This is a genomic window from Terriglobia bacterium, from assembly GCA_020073205.1.
GTDB lineage: Bacteria > Acidobacteriota > Polarisedimenticolia > Polarisedimenticolales > JAIQFR01 > JAIQFR01.
The window spans coordinates 1-15,999 of record JAIQFR010000001.1 but is presented as its reverse complement, the minus strand read 5'-3'; the positions used below and the strand labels follow the sequence as shown (position 1 = coordinate 15,999).

Below are 15,999 nucleotides of genomic sequence, written 5' to 3'. Positions count from 1 at the left end.
GCCTGGCGCCGGGGGCGCGATCGGGGGTGGGCGTGCGGGGAGACCGAGGCACTCGAGGATCGCGCGGATGGCCTCCGGCGATTGGATCGCCGCCAGGACGCGCATGGGCTGCCCGTAACGAGGACATGTAAACGCGTGCTGCACCGGACGGATCAGGCGTGTCGGAAACGCGGCCGGGTCACCCCGCCGTGTCGGTCAGGATGCGCAGCACGTTCGACGGATGATGTCGGCGGAAGTAGTCGGCCGAGAAGCTCGCGGCGGCGGTCCGATAGTGCTCGCGGTGGCGCGCGATCTCCCGCAGCAGGTCCGGAAACTGGCCGAAGTCCGCCGCGATCAGCCCGACCTGGCCCTCGGGGCAGCGGCCGCCCGCGAAATCGTCCGCCGCCAGGAACCGGATCTCGACGTCGCTCAGGTCAATCGGTGTGGAAAAGTAGGCGTTCGAGAAGCGCAGCCGGAGGCTTCGGGCCTCCGGGTGCATGTGGAACATGGCGATCGACGCGCGGCTGTCGGTGCGAGATCCGCACACGGCCGCCCATCGGTCCAGGACGTCTCCGCGGTCGTTTCCCTGGACGATCTCGATCCGGGCGTGGTGTCCGCGAGCCGTCCCGGCCGACCAGCGGAAGCTCACCTGGAGCTCCGTCGCCCCCTCGGGAGCGGCGCAGTCCGCGAAGGCCGGCGCCTCGGTTCCACCGCATCGCAGGACTCGTGGAAGAGCCGCGTCGCGCGCCGCGACGCCGCGCATCTCGCGCGCCAAGCGCTCCAGGTGCGCGGCACTCGCCTCGGCCACCTCGTCGCTCAGCCAGCAGCCCGCGGGCACGACCACGGAAGCTCCGGCCGAGAGCATCTCGACGAGGATCGCGCTGAGCCGCGCTGCGTACCGGCGCTCGTCGTACAGGAACAGGCCGACGTCCGCGGCCGCGATCAGGCGGAGGTACTCGTCGAGCGGGAGCGGGTGGCGAACGTGGACGATTCGGGTGCCGCCGGGCACGGTCCGGTCGCCCGGGTCCGCCGAGACGGGTGACGAGGCGCCTCCGTGCGGGATCTGATCGACGCGCTCGGCCTGCACCCAGAGCTGGAGCCGCCCTCCGAAGAAATCGTCGCGGGCGAGATCCTCAACGACCCGGCGGAGGTGATGCGTGCCCTTCTCGTCCCGGACGCCGCCGGCGCACACCACGCGGACGGGCCCCGCCGGGTCCCCGGCGGGGCGCTCGGCCAGCGCCGGGTTCACGGGATACGCGAGAGGACGGCACGGAAACACGCCCAGCAGCTCGTACTGGGACGCCAGTTGGGGAGTGGTCGCGTAGAGGTGGAGGCGCACCTCCGGGATAAGGGCCCGCACGTGCTCGAAGTGGGCCCTCATGGCGTGGAGCAGCTCGGACTGCCCGTCGTACTCCGGGACGCGTCCTTCCAGGAAGCCGAAGTGGAACTGCGCGTGCCAGTCGGGCACCCGAGCGTGGCGGTAGGACCTCAGGAACTCGGCGAGCCCGACGAGGTCGAACTCCGAGATCGTCGGGAGGAAGACCTGGTCACCGGGCCCGGGCGGGAATCGCTCGAACAGCCGGCGGCAGCTGCGGGCGAACAGGCGCAGGCGGCGCCGCTGCCGCCACCGGACCTTCCACGCGTCGAGCCGCTTCCGCGCCGATGACCGGCCTCCACGGTCCTCCGGGGCTCCCCCCAGGAAGGGGTTCACCGGCAGGCGCGAACGGCCGAAGAGGACCGTGTGCTTCGAATACATGTCGAAGTGGAACACCGGAGCGACCGCCCAGTTCGCGGGCAGGTGCTCGCGCGCGCGGCACCGGACGTGCGATCCCAGGACCGGCTCCCAGCCAGCTTGCTCCGCCGCCCGCAGTACGTGTAGGTCGTACTCGTAGTGATGCCCCCCGAGGTCGACCAAGGAATGATCGAGCACGTAGAGTCGAGGCACTCAACGCCTCCACCGCCACGGACGCCCGCGAAGGGCTAGGTGCGGTCGCGAAGATCCTCGACCAACCGATGCCACTTCTTGTTTCCGTCGGTCTCCCGGGAGTATCCCGCGTCAATCCTGGCGTCGCCGAACCGCTCAAGGCGCCCCCGAACGCGAAGCGTGTGCAGTGGCGTGCCCTCGATCTCGGCCGTCCCGGACTCCTGGACGGAGTCGAACGGAATCGACCGGACGAAGCGCCGCGTCTCGAGCATCTGCTCGCGGGTCTCGCCCGGAAGCCCGTACGTGAAGGTGCCGTGAACCGACATCCCGACCCGCTGGATCTCGTGGACCGCGCTGCGAGCGTACTCGAGGTCGAGGTGCTTGTTCACGATGGTGTCCACGACCTGCTGACTGCCGCTCTCGAACCCGATCTTTACCCCGAAGCAGCCGCTGTCCCTCATCAGCTGCCAGGTCTCCATCTTGCTCGTGTCGGCGCGGCACATGGCCGACCAAGGAAGCCCGATCCGGCGCATCACCTCGCACATTCGGATCACGTGGCCGTTGCCCAGGTTGAAGGTGTCGTCGTCGAAGTAGATCGAGCGGAACCGGTAGCGGTCCACGATCTCGCGCAGGTAGGCTTCCATGTACTCCGGCGTGTAGTGGCGCGCCGTGCGCCGCTGCTCGCCGTCTGGGTCGTTGCCCGTCATCGTGGCGGGCCACACGCAGAAGATGCACTTGAACGGGCACCCGCGGCTGCTCCACACCTGCGCTTGCGGCGCGACCTGCCCGCGCGGGTTCTCGTCCCAGTAGCGGTGCGCGTGCAGATCATCGAACCACGGGAAGGGGGCGGCGTTCATCTCCTCGACGGACAGCAGGTCGAAGTCGAGGATCCCCGACCGGCCCTCCAGGATCTCGACGCTCCCCTTCTCGTACTCTCCGCGAATGCAGGCGTGCACGGGATGATCCCGGAGGATCTCCTCGGCCCTCGTGGTCGTGACCGGCCCGGTGACGACGAGGCGCGCCGCAGGGAGTCGCCCACGGATCGCGTGGAGCAGTCGCGCGTCGTGGTCCCAGCTCGGCGTCGCGCTCTCGACGAACACGTAGTCGTACTTCTCGACCTCGAGATGCCGGAGCCATTCCTCGTACGTCTCGCGCAGGGCGACGCTGTCGCGCAGGCGGACGTCCGCGCCGGTCACCCTACGCGCGTACGTAGCCGCGTACCCCATGAAGAACGGGTAGGGAACGTAGTCCCCGAATCGGTAACGGCCCGGACGGCAACGCGTCGGGTAGGTGAAGGGCCACCGCGAGCCGGCCCGCACCCCGACGCGCCAGCGGCGCCGCAAGAAACTTCCTTCCGGCGCCTCCCACCAGGGCGGATTGCTGAAGAGGACCTTCACGTGAGGCTCCGAGTGCGGGGGTAGCCTACCGTCCGCCGAGCCGCAGCGCAAGGCGGCGCCCGAGTCAAATCGTGCCGAGCTCGATCTGCTCCCGGATCCAGGGGATGACCTCGTCGAGAATGGTCTCGAGAGACGTCGTGGACTCGAAGCCCAGGAGGCGCTTGGCCTTCGAAACGTCCGGCGTGCGGAGCCGGACGTCGTGCTCGAACGGCGGATCGGAAACGTAGCGGAAGGGCTCCGCGTCGCATCGCGCCTTCTTCCAGATCATCTCCGCCAGCTCGAGGACGCTCGTCCGGACGGGCGTCGAGATGTTGAAGTCCTCGTTTCGCGCCTCGGGGCGCTCGATGCACAGGCGAATTCCCCGCGCGAGGTCGCCCCCATAGGTGTAGTGGCGCACCTGCGTCCCGTCGCCGAGGAGGTGGAGAGGGTCCTGGCCCTTGAGCACCTTCTGCACCAGGTCCGGCACGACGTGGCTCATGGCCAGCTTCACGTTGCCCGAATAGATCTCGTGCTCGCCGCGGGCGCGCCCCTCGCCGACGCCCACGCAGTTGAACGGGCGGACGATCGTGAACGGCAGGCCGTACTGCTCCCAGGCGCCCCGCGCGTAGTACTCGGAGGCGAGCTTCTGAAAGCCGTAGGTGGAGAGCGGTGGAGACGACGTGCGCTGCGCGCCCTCCGGCGTCGGGAATTGCGTCGTGGACTCGAAGACCATGGAGGAGCTGAGGAGGGTGGCCTTGACGAGCTTCCGGCTCCGATACGCCCAGAGGGCCGCGTCGAAGGCGGCCGCGGTGATCCGGTCGTTCTCGGCGAGGAGATCGTACGCGTATCGGTGGAAATAGGAGATCCCCCCGATCATCGCGGCGCACATCACGAAGTGGTCGCAATCCGCGACGAGGTCCTGGAGCAGGTCGAGGTCCTTGGCGTCGCCCTCGACCAGCCGGTAGCCCGGATGCGCGTCGTAGGACTTCGCCACCCTGCCGTACTTGCTGAAGTTGTCCACCCCGACCACCTCGTACCCGTGCTCCAGGAGCTCGGCGACGAGGTAGCCCGCGATGAAGCCGTTCGATCCCGTGACGAGGACCTTCATACGACGCTCACTCCTCCCGGAACGGAGTTCCAGACGTCGATCACGGTCTTTCCCCGCATGTCCAGTGCCTTGTACGCCCGATGCGGTGCGCCGACGAAGAGCAGGCCGGAGCGTTCGACGACCTCCTCGGCGGGGAGGATCCACGGCCGGTCGAGGTAGGGATCGGCGCAGAGCACCTCCTTTGCCTCGAAGACCAGGCACTTCCTGAGCTTGAAGGAGAGCGAGTCGCGCGGGTCGTCGGAGTCCGCCTTGAAGGTCATTCCCAGGATGCCCACCGTCATCTCCCGCAGGTCGTACCTCGACGTGACGCGACGCACCAGGTAGTTGGGCAGGCCCTCGTTGACCAGCATGGCCGAGTGCCCCAGGAAGAACGCGTTGTTGTTGAAGGTGGCCAACTGCATCGTGTCCTTGAACAGGCAGGGGCCCGCGGCGAATCCGGCGCGGGGGAAGCCTCGGGCGCGAGGGTACTTCTCGGTCATCGCGCGGTGGATCTCGTGGAAATCGAGGCCGCAGTCGTTCGCGATCATGTAGAACTGGTTCGCCACGGCGAACTGGATGTAGCGCCATGCGTTGTTGTAGAGCTTCGTCAACTCGGCCGCCATGGTCGGCAAGCCGATGACGTCCGGGGTGAGCAGGCCGAAGAGGTCGGCCGCGCGTCGCTCTGCGCGCGGCGTGGTGCCGGAGACGATCTGCGGAAGGGAGTGGATCTCCTCGAGCGCCACTCCCTCCGCGACGCGCTCGGGACAGAACGCAACGTCGAGGTCGAAGCCGGCCCGCTCCAGGGCGTGCGCGACCTGATCGGTCGTGCCCGGGTAGACGGTCGAGCGGAGGACCAGGAGCTGCCCGTCGCGCAGTCGCGACCGGTCGCGCCGGATCAGGTCGGAGTAGACCTCGAGACGCGGGTTCAGGTGTTCGTCGAGCGGCGTTCCGACGACCGTGATCACCGTGTCGGCGTCCCGGATCGCGTCGCTCGACGTGGTCGCCGTGAAGGTCTTCTTCCGCAGGACCTCCGGCAGGCATCGATCCGCTCCCGCATCGACGAACGGCATCACCCCCTGGTTCGTCCGTGCGACTTTTTCCGCGTCGATGTCCACGGCCACGACGCTCCGGCCGGCCAGGGCGAACGCGAGGCCCAGAGGCAATCCGACGTGCCCGCAACCGCCGATGATGACGATGTCGGCCATGGAGAAACACCCTCCGAACGGGGCTCCCGGGGCTCCGTGGCGGGAAACCCCGCCGGCTCGACCCAGCTGCCCGAGTCGTCCCGGGGGCCGCAGAGCATACCCTTCGCGCACCGAGAGCGGCAAGGCGCTTCATTCCGCCGCGATCGACACGCTCGAGAGCAGGAAACGACCTCGGATCAGGCCTCGTCCGCGCCGCGAGCGCCCCGGTAGTCGCTCGGTCGAGCGAGCCAGATCCAGTCGCTCAAGACCTCGAACTTCACGAAGGAATCCCGTACCGCGCTGGCGACTCCCCAGGTGCCTCGGTCGGAGAAGTCGTCTCCCGCGATGGTTCCGTCCGGGTTCAGGCGGCGCATGGCGAGTCGGATCGTCCGGTCGGTCGAATGGTAATCGTGGGAGGTGTCGACGTAGATGAAGTCGAACACCTCCGCCGTCTTCGCGAGGAAGCTCTCGGCCTCCTGCTTCCGCAGACTCACGTTCCGATCGAGGCCGAGACGGGCCAGATTGCGCCGAGTCGTCTCGATGTCCGGCGGCTCCCCGAACCCGGCCTGGCGCCAGCTCAAGCCGCTCGCGGACTCGGGCCAGTCCTTGCAGGGGGTGTCCTCGAACTTGTCGACGCCGACGATGGCGGCGTCACCGCGCCCTTCGCGCGCGAGGAGCGCGGAGAGGTACGCGACGTCGCGGCCGTGGTAGACGCCGAGGACGCAGAGCTTACGGAGATTCGGTCGTCTCGCGATCGTCCGAAAGAAGTTCCAATGCCCGTCACCCGAGTAGCCGATGCACACCGAATCGACCTCGTCCTTTTGGCGCCGCTCGGCCGGGGACAGTCGGGGGCGTGAGCGTCCCAGACCGAGGCCGCGCCGGAGCCCCCTGAGCGCTCTTCCGATGAGATGGGTCACCGCCGGCTCCTTTCGTTGCCCTACAGCAGCCTCTCGCTCCTGACCCAATCGTCGAAGCCGTCCGCGAGCTGCTCGAACGAGTCGATGGCGTAGAGCAGCGGCTGGAGATGCCAGACGTCGTAGTCCTGCTCGACGATCTCGCCCGGATCGAACGGGTGCACCTCGACCGAAACCGTCAGGCTGTGCTCCGCCTCCGAGGGGACGTCCGACGGCTCGGGGCCACCGCACCGGAGCTTGAATTCCGGCCGAGGCGACGCCATCGTCTCGACCGCGTCGGCCAGCCCCACCGAGGCGTCGCGGTCGCTCTCGCGCCAGCGGGCGGTGAGGGCGATCTCGAAGATCGTCGCGACTCCCGCCGAGCCCGACCCCGCGACGACCGTACGGAAGTCGTCCACGAAGTCCCGCGTGCGCTCGACCTTCCCCGGCTGCGGCCCGTGGGGGAGCCCGTCGGGGTGCAGCGTGATGGAGCCGTACTCGATCCCCTTCCGGCCCATGGACTCCTCAATGCAGTAGTCCAGCACTTCGTCCGATCCGACGTTCGAGTGATCGCAGGGAACTCGAAGCGGCGAAACCGCGGCGGCGTCCGGTACTGGATTGCTATGTCAACCCCGCCCTCCTGCCCCAAGACCCCCCCACGCACCCATTTTCCTCCCCGTGCCCGGGCCAAGTCTCGCGCAGGGGTCGCCGCGAGTCCGAGCAGATCATCCGGAGCGCGTCGATGACCGAGGACTTCTCCACCGGGTGAGGACGCTCCCCGGTCAGCATCTCGTAGAGGATGACCCCCAGGGAAAACACGTCACGACCTTGGAATGGTCGTCCTCGTCTCGGGTCCGTCCGACGCTCGCGCTGCCCCGCGTCCCACCGTGCAGCAATGAAGGCCGCTATCGGTCTCTGTGGCCCTAACCACGGATCATGGTGAGCACCATCTTGAATCGCTGCGAGGCTTGCACCGCATGGGGGACATTGGCGGGCATCAGGACGGTCTCGCCGGCAGCGGCCGGAACCGGCTTGCCACCGATGGAAAGGGCCACCGCGCCGTCCAGAACCTGAACCACCGCGTCGTAAGGTGCCGAGTGTTCACTCAGACCCTGGCCGGCATCGAACGCGAACAACGTGATGGTGCCCGCGGCGTTCTTCACGAGCGTGCGACTGACGACCGATCCCGGAACGTAGTCCACCAGCTCGTCCAGCTTCACGGGACGGGCCGCGGGAAGCTCGCCGGAAACCTGTTCGGGGTCCGCGGATTCCTGTGTCATGTCTTCTCCTCCCCTTGCTCTTTCGCGCCCGTTCTCACTCGCGGTGTCCCTCGTGCCCGTGCACGGAGGTGGCGTCGACGTCCTCGCCGCGAGAAGGCCCCGTGAAGGGCTACATCCTGCCGGTCATCAACCTCTGGAGCCCGAGCGGAATCGCCGCGATCATCGCGATCGCGATGAACAGCACGATGGCGCAAACGACGACCACGATCGTGTAACCCAGGGCTTTTTCCTGCGGCACCTTCATCAGGACGGGAAGTCCCAGGAAAAGCAGGTAGAGGCTGTACAGGCCCAGAAGCCCAAGAACGCTCAGGACCGGGACCAGCGAGAAGATCCCAGCGACCCACGCGGCCGTGCTGGAATACGCGGCGACCTTGAGCGACCGGATCGAGCTCTTCTGGCCGCCGAAGGGCGCGGCGAGGGCGTCGATGAGCAGGGCAAGCACGAAGATACCGACGACCGCGAGGACCCAGTGGAGGACCGCGCTCGAGACGGCGGTTCCCAGCGGGACCCGGAGCGTTTCCCCGAACGGAACTCGGATCCCGAAGACGGTCAGCCCGATCAGAGACGCCACGGGCCCGATGGCGCACATCGGAAGCACGTAGCCGGCGAAGATCGCGGAAGCGGTCGCGGGCTCGGCATCGATCGCCTGCCACTCCTGCTTCGGCCTGAACAGGATTCTCTGGACGCGGGCGACGAGATTCATTGCCGTTCCTCCTGCGTTGGCGGGCTTCGCGAGGATCTTGCGCCCTCGCCCGGAACCAAGTCAAGTCGCGACCACGGTGGCCGCAATCGGGTTGATCGCGGTGCGCGCTTGGCACCCTGGCGTTCAACGTGCGACCGCCGGCGCCGAGGGACATGACGGTCGCGACGTCTCGTGGGAAGGTTGGTGGGTCGCGCCCGGGAGCGCGACCCGGAAATCACTTGTGCTTACTCTCGGCCGTGCCGATCTTGCTGATCGTGAACTTCGAGAAATCGATCCCGATGTCGACACCTTCGCCCGTTCCAGCGAGCGCGAGGGAGACCTTCCCCTTGGTCATGACCTCGACCGCGCCGGCCTTGGCCACGCCCGCATGGGCTGCCATCGAGGCGTACGACCCATAGATCTCGTTGATCGATCGTACGCCGGATATCTCGGCCTTGCCGTTGAAGATCTCGGTTTTCCCGAAGGTGAGGCCACCTCCGTGCACGGTGATCGCCACCTGCGCCGTCTGGCCGTTGGTGCAGGTAATGCTCCCCTCGCCCTTGGCGGTCTTGTAGATCGCCGACCACCCTTTGAGGCTGTAGGTCATGTCGCAGTCCTTCTTCTTCTCTGAAGGACTACCGGCGGCCGGATCGCTTGCCGAGGCGACCGAGGCCAGGATCACGAGTAACGAGGCCATCAACACGATCGCTCCCCTGCACCTTCTCGTCATAGGAGATACCCCCTTTCCTCGTCGACCAGCTTAGCCCCAAGGGGCGATCGGGGACAAGGACGTCGCGGGCGAGAGCATCCGCCGTACGTACGAGTGGACTCCGTGCGGTGCTCTACCGGCTGAGCTAACCGCCTGGAGCGTCGTCAGAGATCCGAGAATAGCACGGAGCTGACTCAAAACGGGGGAAGGGCAGGCGCCCTTCCCCCCGTTCTTCAGCGGTCCTGCGTGCGGGTCGTCAGGGGCAGCTGCTGATGTGAAGCTGCAGGTTGCCGTCCGTGATCCGAACCGGATCCACCGTGGCCGGATTGCCGTCCTGGTCGATGAGGAGCAGCGTGCTGCTAACCGGGTTCAGGGGATCCGTGAAGACGTGGAGGAAGTACCGGTCGATGAGCGCACCGTCTTTCGCTCCATTGCTTCCCGGCTCGTTGCGGTCTTCGCACCGGGCGAAGAAGTAGACGGGTATTGTGCCAATCTTGTTCCCCGAGATTCCCTTCAAGGTACCCGTCCCCTGGAACTCGATGTAGTTGAATGGAGTCGCGGGTGATGTCGAGCCCTCCGGGATGCCGGGGACGTTCCCGCAGGCGACGATCTGAACACTCCACCCCTGGAAATGGAGGTTGCCGACGTGGTCAATGGTGTTCCACTGGCCACCGTCGCCGGCGGTCGGGCTGCAGCCAGGGAACACGTTGCCGCCGAAGCTGTACTGCTTGCCCTGCGTCGCCAACTTCAGGCCCACGATCGGCTCGTACTTGGCTCCACCGCCGGTAAGCCAGCACTTGCCAAGCTGGCAGTTCGCACTGCCGATGAGCCAGTTGCGCTCGACTAAGGCCCCGCTTCCGGGAAGGTCGATAACGAACTCTCCCGATGTCGGGATGAGATATTGATAGTCACTCGGCAGCGTCACCGGGTCGAGGGTCTGCCTGTACGTGTCTTCGGTACACTGGGCTTGGATGATGTAGTAGCCATCGGCGCGGGTCACGACAGAGCCGCTCCACGTTCCGGCAAGGTTCACCACTCTGACCACGACATTGGCCAGAGGGGTGTCGCTGTCCTCGTACAAACCGTCTTGGTTGGTGTCGCACCGTACATACCCCTCAATGGTCGGGCACGCCATTGCGACACCGGCGCCCATGAAAGCCACCGTCAGGACTGAAAGAAGAACTACCCACCTTTTCATGTTTCCCCCCTTTTCGGCATTTTCGTCGCACCGCCGCGTATCAGCACTTGCCAAACCCCCGCTTCGTAACTGAGAGGTACTCTGCTGCAGCACCTCAGTCAATGGAGAAATTCGACGCAACTTCCCGGACGTGGCTTAGAACTTTTGACTATCTTCACCAAAATACCGCGGATAGGAACTCGAAGCTGCGAATCCACGGCGGCGTCCGGTACGGGAATGCCATGCCACCCCGCCGCTCCCGCCCTGAAACCTACCGCCCTGGCCCATTCTCCTTCCCGTGCCCGGGTGAATTCAAGCGGTTCGCCTCCACGCCGCGGCGAGGCCCTGGCGCACCTCGCCCGAGGCGCTCGAGGTCCTGAAGCGATACGCCTGGCGGGGAAACGTCCGCGAGCTGAAGAACCTCTTTCCTAGACTTTCCGAGCGCATGGCGGCGGATCCCTTGCCTTCGATTTCCGGCAGGCGCTACCATCGCGACCCAATCGAAATGATCGCGACAACCCACGCACCGGAGACGCTGACCGAGCGGGCCATCCTGCGATTTTGGGCCCCCTTGGCCGCCACGTGGCTCATGATGTCGGTGGAGGGTCCGTTCATCGCGGCGGTCATCGCCCGCCTCCACGATCCCGAATACAACCTCGCGGCCTTTGGGGTCGCCTTCTCGTTCGCGCTGCTCGTCGAGTCGCCGATCGTCATGGCGCTGAGCGCCGCGACGGCGCTCGTGCGCGATCGCCCATCGTTCCTGACGCTGCGGCGGTTCATCTACTCCCTCAACGTCTCGATCACCGTGGCGATGCTCGTCCTCCTCGCGCCCCCCGTCTTCCGTCGGATCATGGTCGATCTCGTCGGCCTGCCCGTGCCGGTGGCGCGATTGACTCATCTTGCGATGGCCGTGCTGCTGCCCTGGCCGGCGGCCATCGGGTACCGGAGGTTCTACCAGGGGGTTCTCGTCCGCCACAAGCTCACCCGCCGGGTGGCGTACGGCACGGTGGTGAGGCTGACGTCGATGACGGCCGTCGCCGTCCTCCTCGGCACGCTCAGCCCGCTTCCCGGCGTGTGCGTCGGCGCGGCGGCGCTGTCGGCCGGCGTCGTCATGGAGGCCATGGCGACCCGGCTGATGGCCCGCCACGTCGTGCGCGACCTCCTGGGCGGGACGGCATCGCAGGACCGCGGGATCCCGCCCCTGACGACGGGGCGCGTCGTGTGGTTCTACTATCCGCTGGCGCTGACGTCGATCCTGTCGTTCGGGATCAACCCGCTCATCAGCCTCTTCCTGGGGCACAGCCGGCTGCCGGTCGAATCGCTGGCGGTCCTTCCGGTCGTCATGTCGCTTCTGCTCCTGTTTCGCAGCGGCGGCATCGCCTACCAGGAGGTCGCGATCGCGCTCCTGGGAGACCGCGGCGAGCATTTCGAGCCGCTCGCGGCGTTCGCCCGGAAGCTCGGGGGCCTGGTGACGCTGGGCCTGGCCGTCGTCGCCTTCACGCCGCTTTCGACCGTCTGGTTCCAGCGCGTGTCCGGGCTATCCGCCGAGCTGGCCACGCTCGCGTTGCTCCCCATCCGGATCCTGACGCTCATGCCGGCGCTCGAGGTTCTCCTGTCGCTCGAGCGGGGCCTGCTCGTCCATGCGCATCGCACGCGCCGGATCACCTGGGCGACCGTCGTCGAGGTCGCGACGGTCGTCGGCGTGCTGCTCGTCGGCGTCGCCGGCTTCGAGCTGGTGGGGGTCGTGGCGGCCTCCCTCGGCCTGCTCCTCGGAAGGATCGCTTCGACCGGATTCCTGGCGGGACCGGCCCTGGGAAGGGCGGCGCGCCGCGCGTGAGCCGGTGGCGCGGAGGTCGGCCCCACCCACCTCCTACGCCAGCCCCAGGTCCGACTCCGTCTCGGCGCGGACCGACTGCGGCGCGTCGCTGGCGGGGAAGCGGACGGTGAACGTGGTGCCTCCGGGGGAGGTTCCCACTTCCACCCGGCCCCCGGCACGGGTCACGATCCCGTGCACGATGGCCAGGCCGAGCCCCGTGCCTCGCCCGACCTCCTTGGTGGTGAAGAACGGCTCGAAGATCAACGGCAGGGTCTCACCGGAGATCCCTTTCCCGGTGTCCTTGATCCGGATGCACACCTCCCGCCCGTCGAATGATCTCTCGGTGACGACGGTCAGCTCGCCCTTCTCCTCCATCGCGTCCACGGCGTTGACGACGAGGTTGAGCACCACTTGCTGCAGGTGGCCCGGATCGATCAGGATCGGCGGAAGGCTATCCCCCGCGACCCGCGTCGTGCGGATGTTCTGGAAGCTCGCCTGCTGCTGAAGGAGCATCAGCGTCTTGTCCACCACCTCGTCCACGTCGGTGAGCGTCGGCTTGGACTCCGACTGGCGCGAGAACTCGAGCAAGCCCTTGACGATGTCGCGGCACCGGAGGGTCTGCTTGACGATGATCTCGAAGTTGCGCCGCTGGGGGTGGTCCGCCGGCAGGTCCTCGAGGCCGAGCGTCGCGAACGTCAGGATGCCCCCCATCGGATTGTTGATCTCGTGCGCGACTCCCGCCGCCATCCTGCCCAGGGAGACCATCCGCTCGGCCTCGACCATCTTCGATTGCATCTGCACCAGCTCGGCGGTCCGCTCGCGGACCTTGTCCTCGAGCGTCTGGGTCCACTGCTCCAGCTCGTCCCGGGCCACCCTGAGGCTCGCCACCATGGCGTTGAACGACACTGCCAGCGTGCCGATCTCGTCTCCGGAGGTGACCGGCACCGTGTGATCGAGATCGCCGGTCGCGATCCGCCGCGTCGCCCCGGCCATCACCGCGAGGGGCCGGACCATGGCGCGCGCGATGACGTAGGTCAGGCCGAAAACGATCAGCACGCCGACGCAGGCGACCACCAGGAACGTGAGCATCACCCGGGTCCGCAGGGCGAGGTAGGGGTCCTCCCTCACGCCGACGCCCAGCATCCCGACGATCCGGCCCCTGGGGTCCCGGAGCGGCTCGTAGGCCGTGATGAACCACTCCTTCACCACGAACGCCGGACCGAACCAGGGCACTCCTGAGTCCAGCACCTTCGCGGCCACGTCGGAGGAAACCTGCGAGCCCAGGGACGTCTCCGTGGTCGAGACCCGGACGTCCCCGAGGAAGATCGACACGGCCCCGACCGGCCTCCCGTCGAACGTCTCGTTCCCGAAGACGGCCAGCTTGACCTGGTTCACGACTTCGGTGTTGCGGCTGATCAGGACGCCGCCGTAGGCCGCCCCGACGATCCTGGACCCGATCCTGACCGGCGCGGCGGCGAACAGGACCGGACCGCGGTCGACCGATTCGTCGGAGACCGGCCGGCTCCTGGGGACCCGTACGATCGGCAGGAGCGCCTGCCGGGAGAGGCCGTTCCCCTCGAGTTCCAGGGCCCTGGCGTCGAGCACGAGGGTGCCGGAGACGGTCTCTCCCGCCAGCGCGGAGCGCAGCATCGCCTCGCGGGCCCCGGCGTCCCTGAGCACGGCCTCGCTCCCCGAGGAGGTCACGAGCCGTCCTCGCGCGTCGACGAAGCCCGCGAAGTCCAGGGCGTTGTCCGCGCGCAGGGAGGCGAGGAGCCCGGGGAGGTGCTCCCGGTCGGCTCCCGCGATCCCTCGGAGGAGCTGCGCCGACGCGCTGCAACGGACCACGGACTGCCGCGCGCGGTCGAGCCGGAGCTCGTACATCATGCGTGCCGTCTCGAGTCCGGTCGAGACGCGCTTCTGGGCCTCCCCCAGCATCGCGCGGGTGATGATGCCGGAGCCGATGGTGATGGACACGGACGCGCCCAGGAGGACGAGCAGGATGAAGGCGAGCGTGATCTTGACCCTGAGCGACAGGTCGCGCAAGAACGAGAGCATCGGGAACCCAGGGATTCGAGGGGTTGAAGCTCCATTCTTGCCCCCCGGTCCGGGCGAGTCAACCGGGGGGCGAGCGTCCCGTCCCGTCCCCTCCGCCGTCAGGTGCGCACCACGTGGACCGAGCAGCTGATGCAGGGGTCGTAGGCCCGCGCCACGATCTCCAGGCGGTGCCGGATCTCGTCGTCCGTCGCTCCCTTGGCGTCGCGGACGGTGGCGCGCATCTGGTCCTCCGCGTTGAGGAGGTTCTGCGCCGTGGGCGTGATCACGTCGGCGGCCAGGACCTTGCCGCCGGCGTCCAGGGTGTACGAGTGGAAGAGCGTGCCCCTCGGGACCTCCACCGCAGCGGCGCCGCTCGACGCCCGCATGCGGTAGGGCGCCGGCGCCTCGGGCTCGAGCCCCTCCTCGAGCAGCCGGTTCACCACGCGGAGCGCCTGCTCCACCGAGTAGATCATCTCGACGGCCTGGGCGACGTTGTTCGCGACGATGTTGCTCGAGGGCAGACGGAACCCGATCCTCTCCCAGGCCTCCCGGGCCAGCCCGCCGATCCGTTCGCCGTGGAGGGTCAGCCGGGCGAGGGACCCGACCATGTAGGACCTCCCCCGGTGCTCGCTGTGCTTGGCCGTGGAGTGGAGGGCCACCCGCTCGTTGGTCAGGCTGCGGTAGTCCGCCACCGGGATCCGCTCGCCGGTCGAGAGCGCGATCTCGTTGCCGAAGAAGAAGGCGTCGTCCTCCGGGACGAGCGCCGCCACGCGGATCGGCTCGCTCACGAACTCCGGCATCCTTATTCCGGCCAGGACGTCGATGACGCGCTTGCAGTCCTCGACGCCGGCCTCGAGGTCCCGGCGGAGGACCAGCATCTCGTCCAGGGTGGGGAAGCGGCCGAACCCCCCGATGACGTGGTTCACGGGGTGCACGGCCCGGCCGCCGGTCACCTCCTGGATCGAGTTGCCGAGCTTCTTCAGGCGAAGAGCCGTCGCCACGACGTCGGGGGCCACGGCCGCGAGCGAGATCACGCTCGGGTGCCCGAGCACGTCCGGGAGGGCCAGCACGAACACGTGCAGGGCATGGCTCTCGATGTTCTGTCCCTGGAAGGAAAGGTCCCTCAGCATCCGCGCCTTCCGTGAGACGTGAACACCCAGCGCGTCCTCCAGCGCGCGGAGGGCCGCCACCGTGTGGCCGTGGGAGCAGATGGCGCAGATGCGGGAGACGATGGCGGGGATCTCGTCGGCCGTCCGGCCGACGACGAGCCCCTCGAAGAGCCTGAGCCCCTCGAAGATGTCGAACTCCAGCCGCTCGATCCGGTCGCCGTCCAGGACGACCGTGACCCCGCCGTGCCCTTCGACCCTGGCCAGATGGTTGACCGCGATGGTTCTCGTCATGCTGCACCTTCCGGACGCTGCCAATCGATCACCGGAGCGGCGAAGGTCCGGAGCTTCTCTCGGATGGCCTCGTCGCTCAAGCCTTTCTCGATGAGGACGTCGCGCATCGACTCCAGGTTCGCCTCCACCACGGGTCCCCGGCAGCCGATGCAAGGCACGTTGAAGCCGGGGCACCGCGCCCCGCACCCCGCGGCGGAGACCGCGCCGGCGCAAGGGAGCCCCTTCGAGATCAGGAGGCAATCCCTCTCCAGCATCTTGCACTCGTGGCAGACCGGCGTCGTCGGCGGCAGGGGGACGTCGCCGACGAGGAGCGACGCCACCGCCCTCACGAACTCGTCCTTCTCGATGGGGCAGCCCACGAGGGGGTAATCCACCTTGACGTAGTCGGAGAGCGGCCGGTGGGGATGGGCGTCGAAGTGCGCTCCTTCGTCGCCGTAAACCACGACGCTCTTCCGATC

Annotated in this window: 14 protein-coding genes; 1 reads left to right on the top strand and 13 read right to left on the bottom strand. The window is 67.7% G+C overall.

Annotated features, from left to right (window positions below):
• Positions 1 to 178: 178 nt before the first annotated feature.
• From LAO51_00070 to LAO51_00025, 10 genes are all read right to left on the bottom strand, one after another.
• Complete coding sequence (locus tag LAO51_00070; protein MBZ5637128.1) at positions 179 to 1,924, bottom strand: hypothetical protein; 1,746 nt, start codon at positions 1,922 to 1,924, stop codon at positions 179 to 181.
• A 35-nt stretch (positions 1,925 to 1,959) separates the two neighbouring features.
• The gene (locus LAO51_00065; protein MBZ5637127.1) at positions 1,960 to 3,300 is read right to left on the bottom strand and encodes a radical SAM protein; all 1,341 of its coding nucleotides are present in this window, start codon (positions 3,298 to 3,300) and stop codon (positions 1,960 to 1,962) included.
• 64 nt (positions 3,301 to 3,364) lie between these two features.
• Entirely contained in the window at positions 3,365 to 4,387 is a 1,023-nt protein-coding gene (locus LAO51_00060) for an NAD(P)-dependent oxidoreductase (GenBank protein ID MBZ5637126.1), read from the bottom strand.
• Positions 4,384 to 5,571 (bottom strand): nucleotide sugar dehydrogenase, encoded by a 1,188-nt coding sequence (locus LAO51_00055; protein ID MBZ5637125.1) that lies wholly within the window; start codon positions 5,569 to 5,571, stop codon positions 4,384 to 4,386. Before LAO51_00055 ends, LAO51_00060 begins: the two co-directional genes overlap by 4 nt.
• A gap of 176 nt (positions 5,572 to 5,747) precedes the next feature.
• The gene (locus tag LAO51_00050) at positions 5,748 to 6,467 is read right to left on the bottom strand and encodes a class I SAM-dependent methyltransferase (protein MBZ5637124.1); all 720 of its coding nucleotides are present in this window, start codon (positions 6,465 to 6,467) and stop codon (positions 5,748 to 5,750) included.
• A gap of 20 nt (positions 6,468 to 6,487) precedes the next feature.
• Entirely contained in the window at positions 6,488 to 6,988 is a 501-nt protein-coding gene (locus tag LAO51_00045; protein ID MBZ5637123.1) for a hypothetical protein, read from the bottom strand.
• Between the two features lie 378 nt (positions 6,989 to 7,366).
• Entirely contained in the window at positions 7,367 to 7,723 is a 357-nt protein-coding gene (locus tag LAO51_00040; GenBank protein ID MBZ5637122.1) for a cupin domain-containing protein, read from the bottom strand.
• A 109-nt stretch (positions 7,724 to 7,832) separates the two neighbouring features.
• Positions 7,833 to 8,426: a YIP1 family protein gene (locus tag LAO51_00035; GenBank protein MBZ5637121.1), complete on the bottom strand. Its 594-nt coding sequence runs from the start codon at positions 8,424 to 8,426 to the stop codon at positions 7,833 to 7,835.
• A gap of 214 nt (positions 8,427 to 8,640) precedes the next feature.
• On the bottom strand, positions 8,641 to 9,135 hold the full coding sequence (locus LAO51_00030; GenBank protein ID MBZ5637120.1) for a hypothetical protein: 495 nt from the start codon (positions 9,133 to 9,135) through the stop codon (positions 8,641 to 8,643).
• A gap of 235 nt (positions 9,136 to 9,370) precedes the next feature.
• Positions 9,371 to 10,312 (bottom strand): hypothetical protein, encoded by a 942-nt coding sequence (locus LAO51_00025; GenBank protein ID MBZ5637119.1) that lies wholly within the window; start codon positions 10,310 to 10,312, stop codon positions 9,371 to 9,373.
• 571 nt (positions 10,313 to 10,883) lie between these two features.
• On the opposite strand from LAO51_00025, the gene LAO51_00020 reads away from it, so the two are divergent.
• Positions 10,884 to 12,128 (top strand): hypothetical protein, encoded by a 1,245-nt coding sequence (locus LAO51_00020; GenBank protein ID MBZ5637118.1) that lies wholly within the window; start codon positions 10,884 to 10,886, stop codon positions 12,126 to 12,128.
• A 33-nt stretch (positions 12,129 to 12,161) separates the two neighbouring features.
• On the opposite strand, the gene LAO51_00015 is transcribed toward LAO51_00020, so the two are convergent.
• From LAO51_00015 to LAO51_00005, 3 genes are all read right to left on the bottom strand, one after another.
• Complete coding sequence (locus tag LAO51_00015) at positions 12,162 to 14,162, bottom strand: cache domain-containing protein (protein ID MBZ5637117.1); 2,001 nt, start codon at positions 14,160 to 14,162, stop codon at positions 12,162 to 12,164.
• A gap of 98 nt (positions 14,163 to 14,260) precedes the next feature.
• Positions 14,261 to 15,541, bottom strand: a complete 1,281-nt coding sequence (locus LAO51_00010; GenBank protein ID MBZ5637116.1) for a Ni/Fe hydrogenase subunit alpha — start codon at positions 15,539 to 15,541, stop codon at positions 14,261 to 14,263.
• The coding region (locus LAO51_00005; protein ID MBZ5637115.1) for a hypothetical protein at positions 15,538 to 15,999 on the bottom strand (462 nt) is incomplete at its 5' end. The genes LAO51_00010 and LAO51_00005, both read right to left, overlap by 4 nt.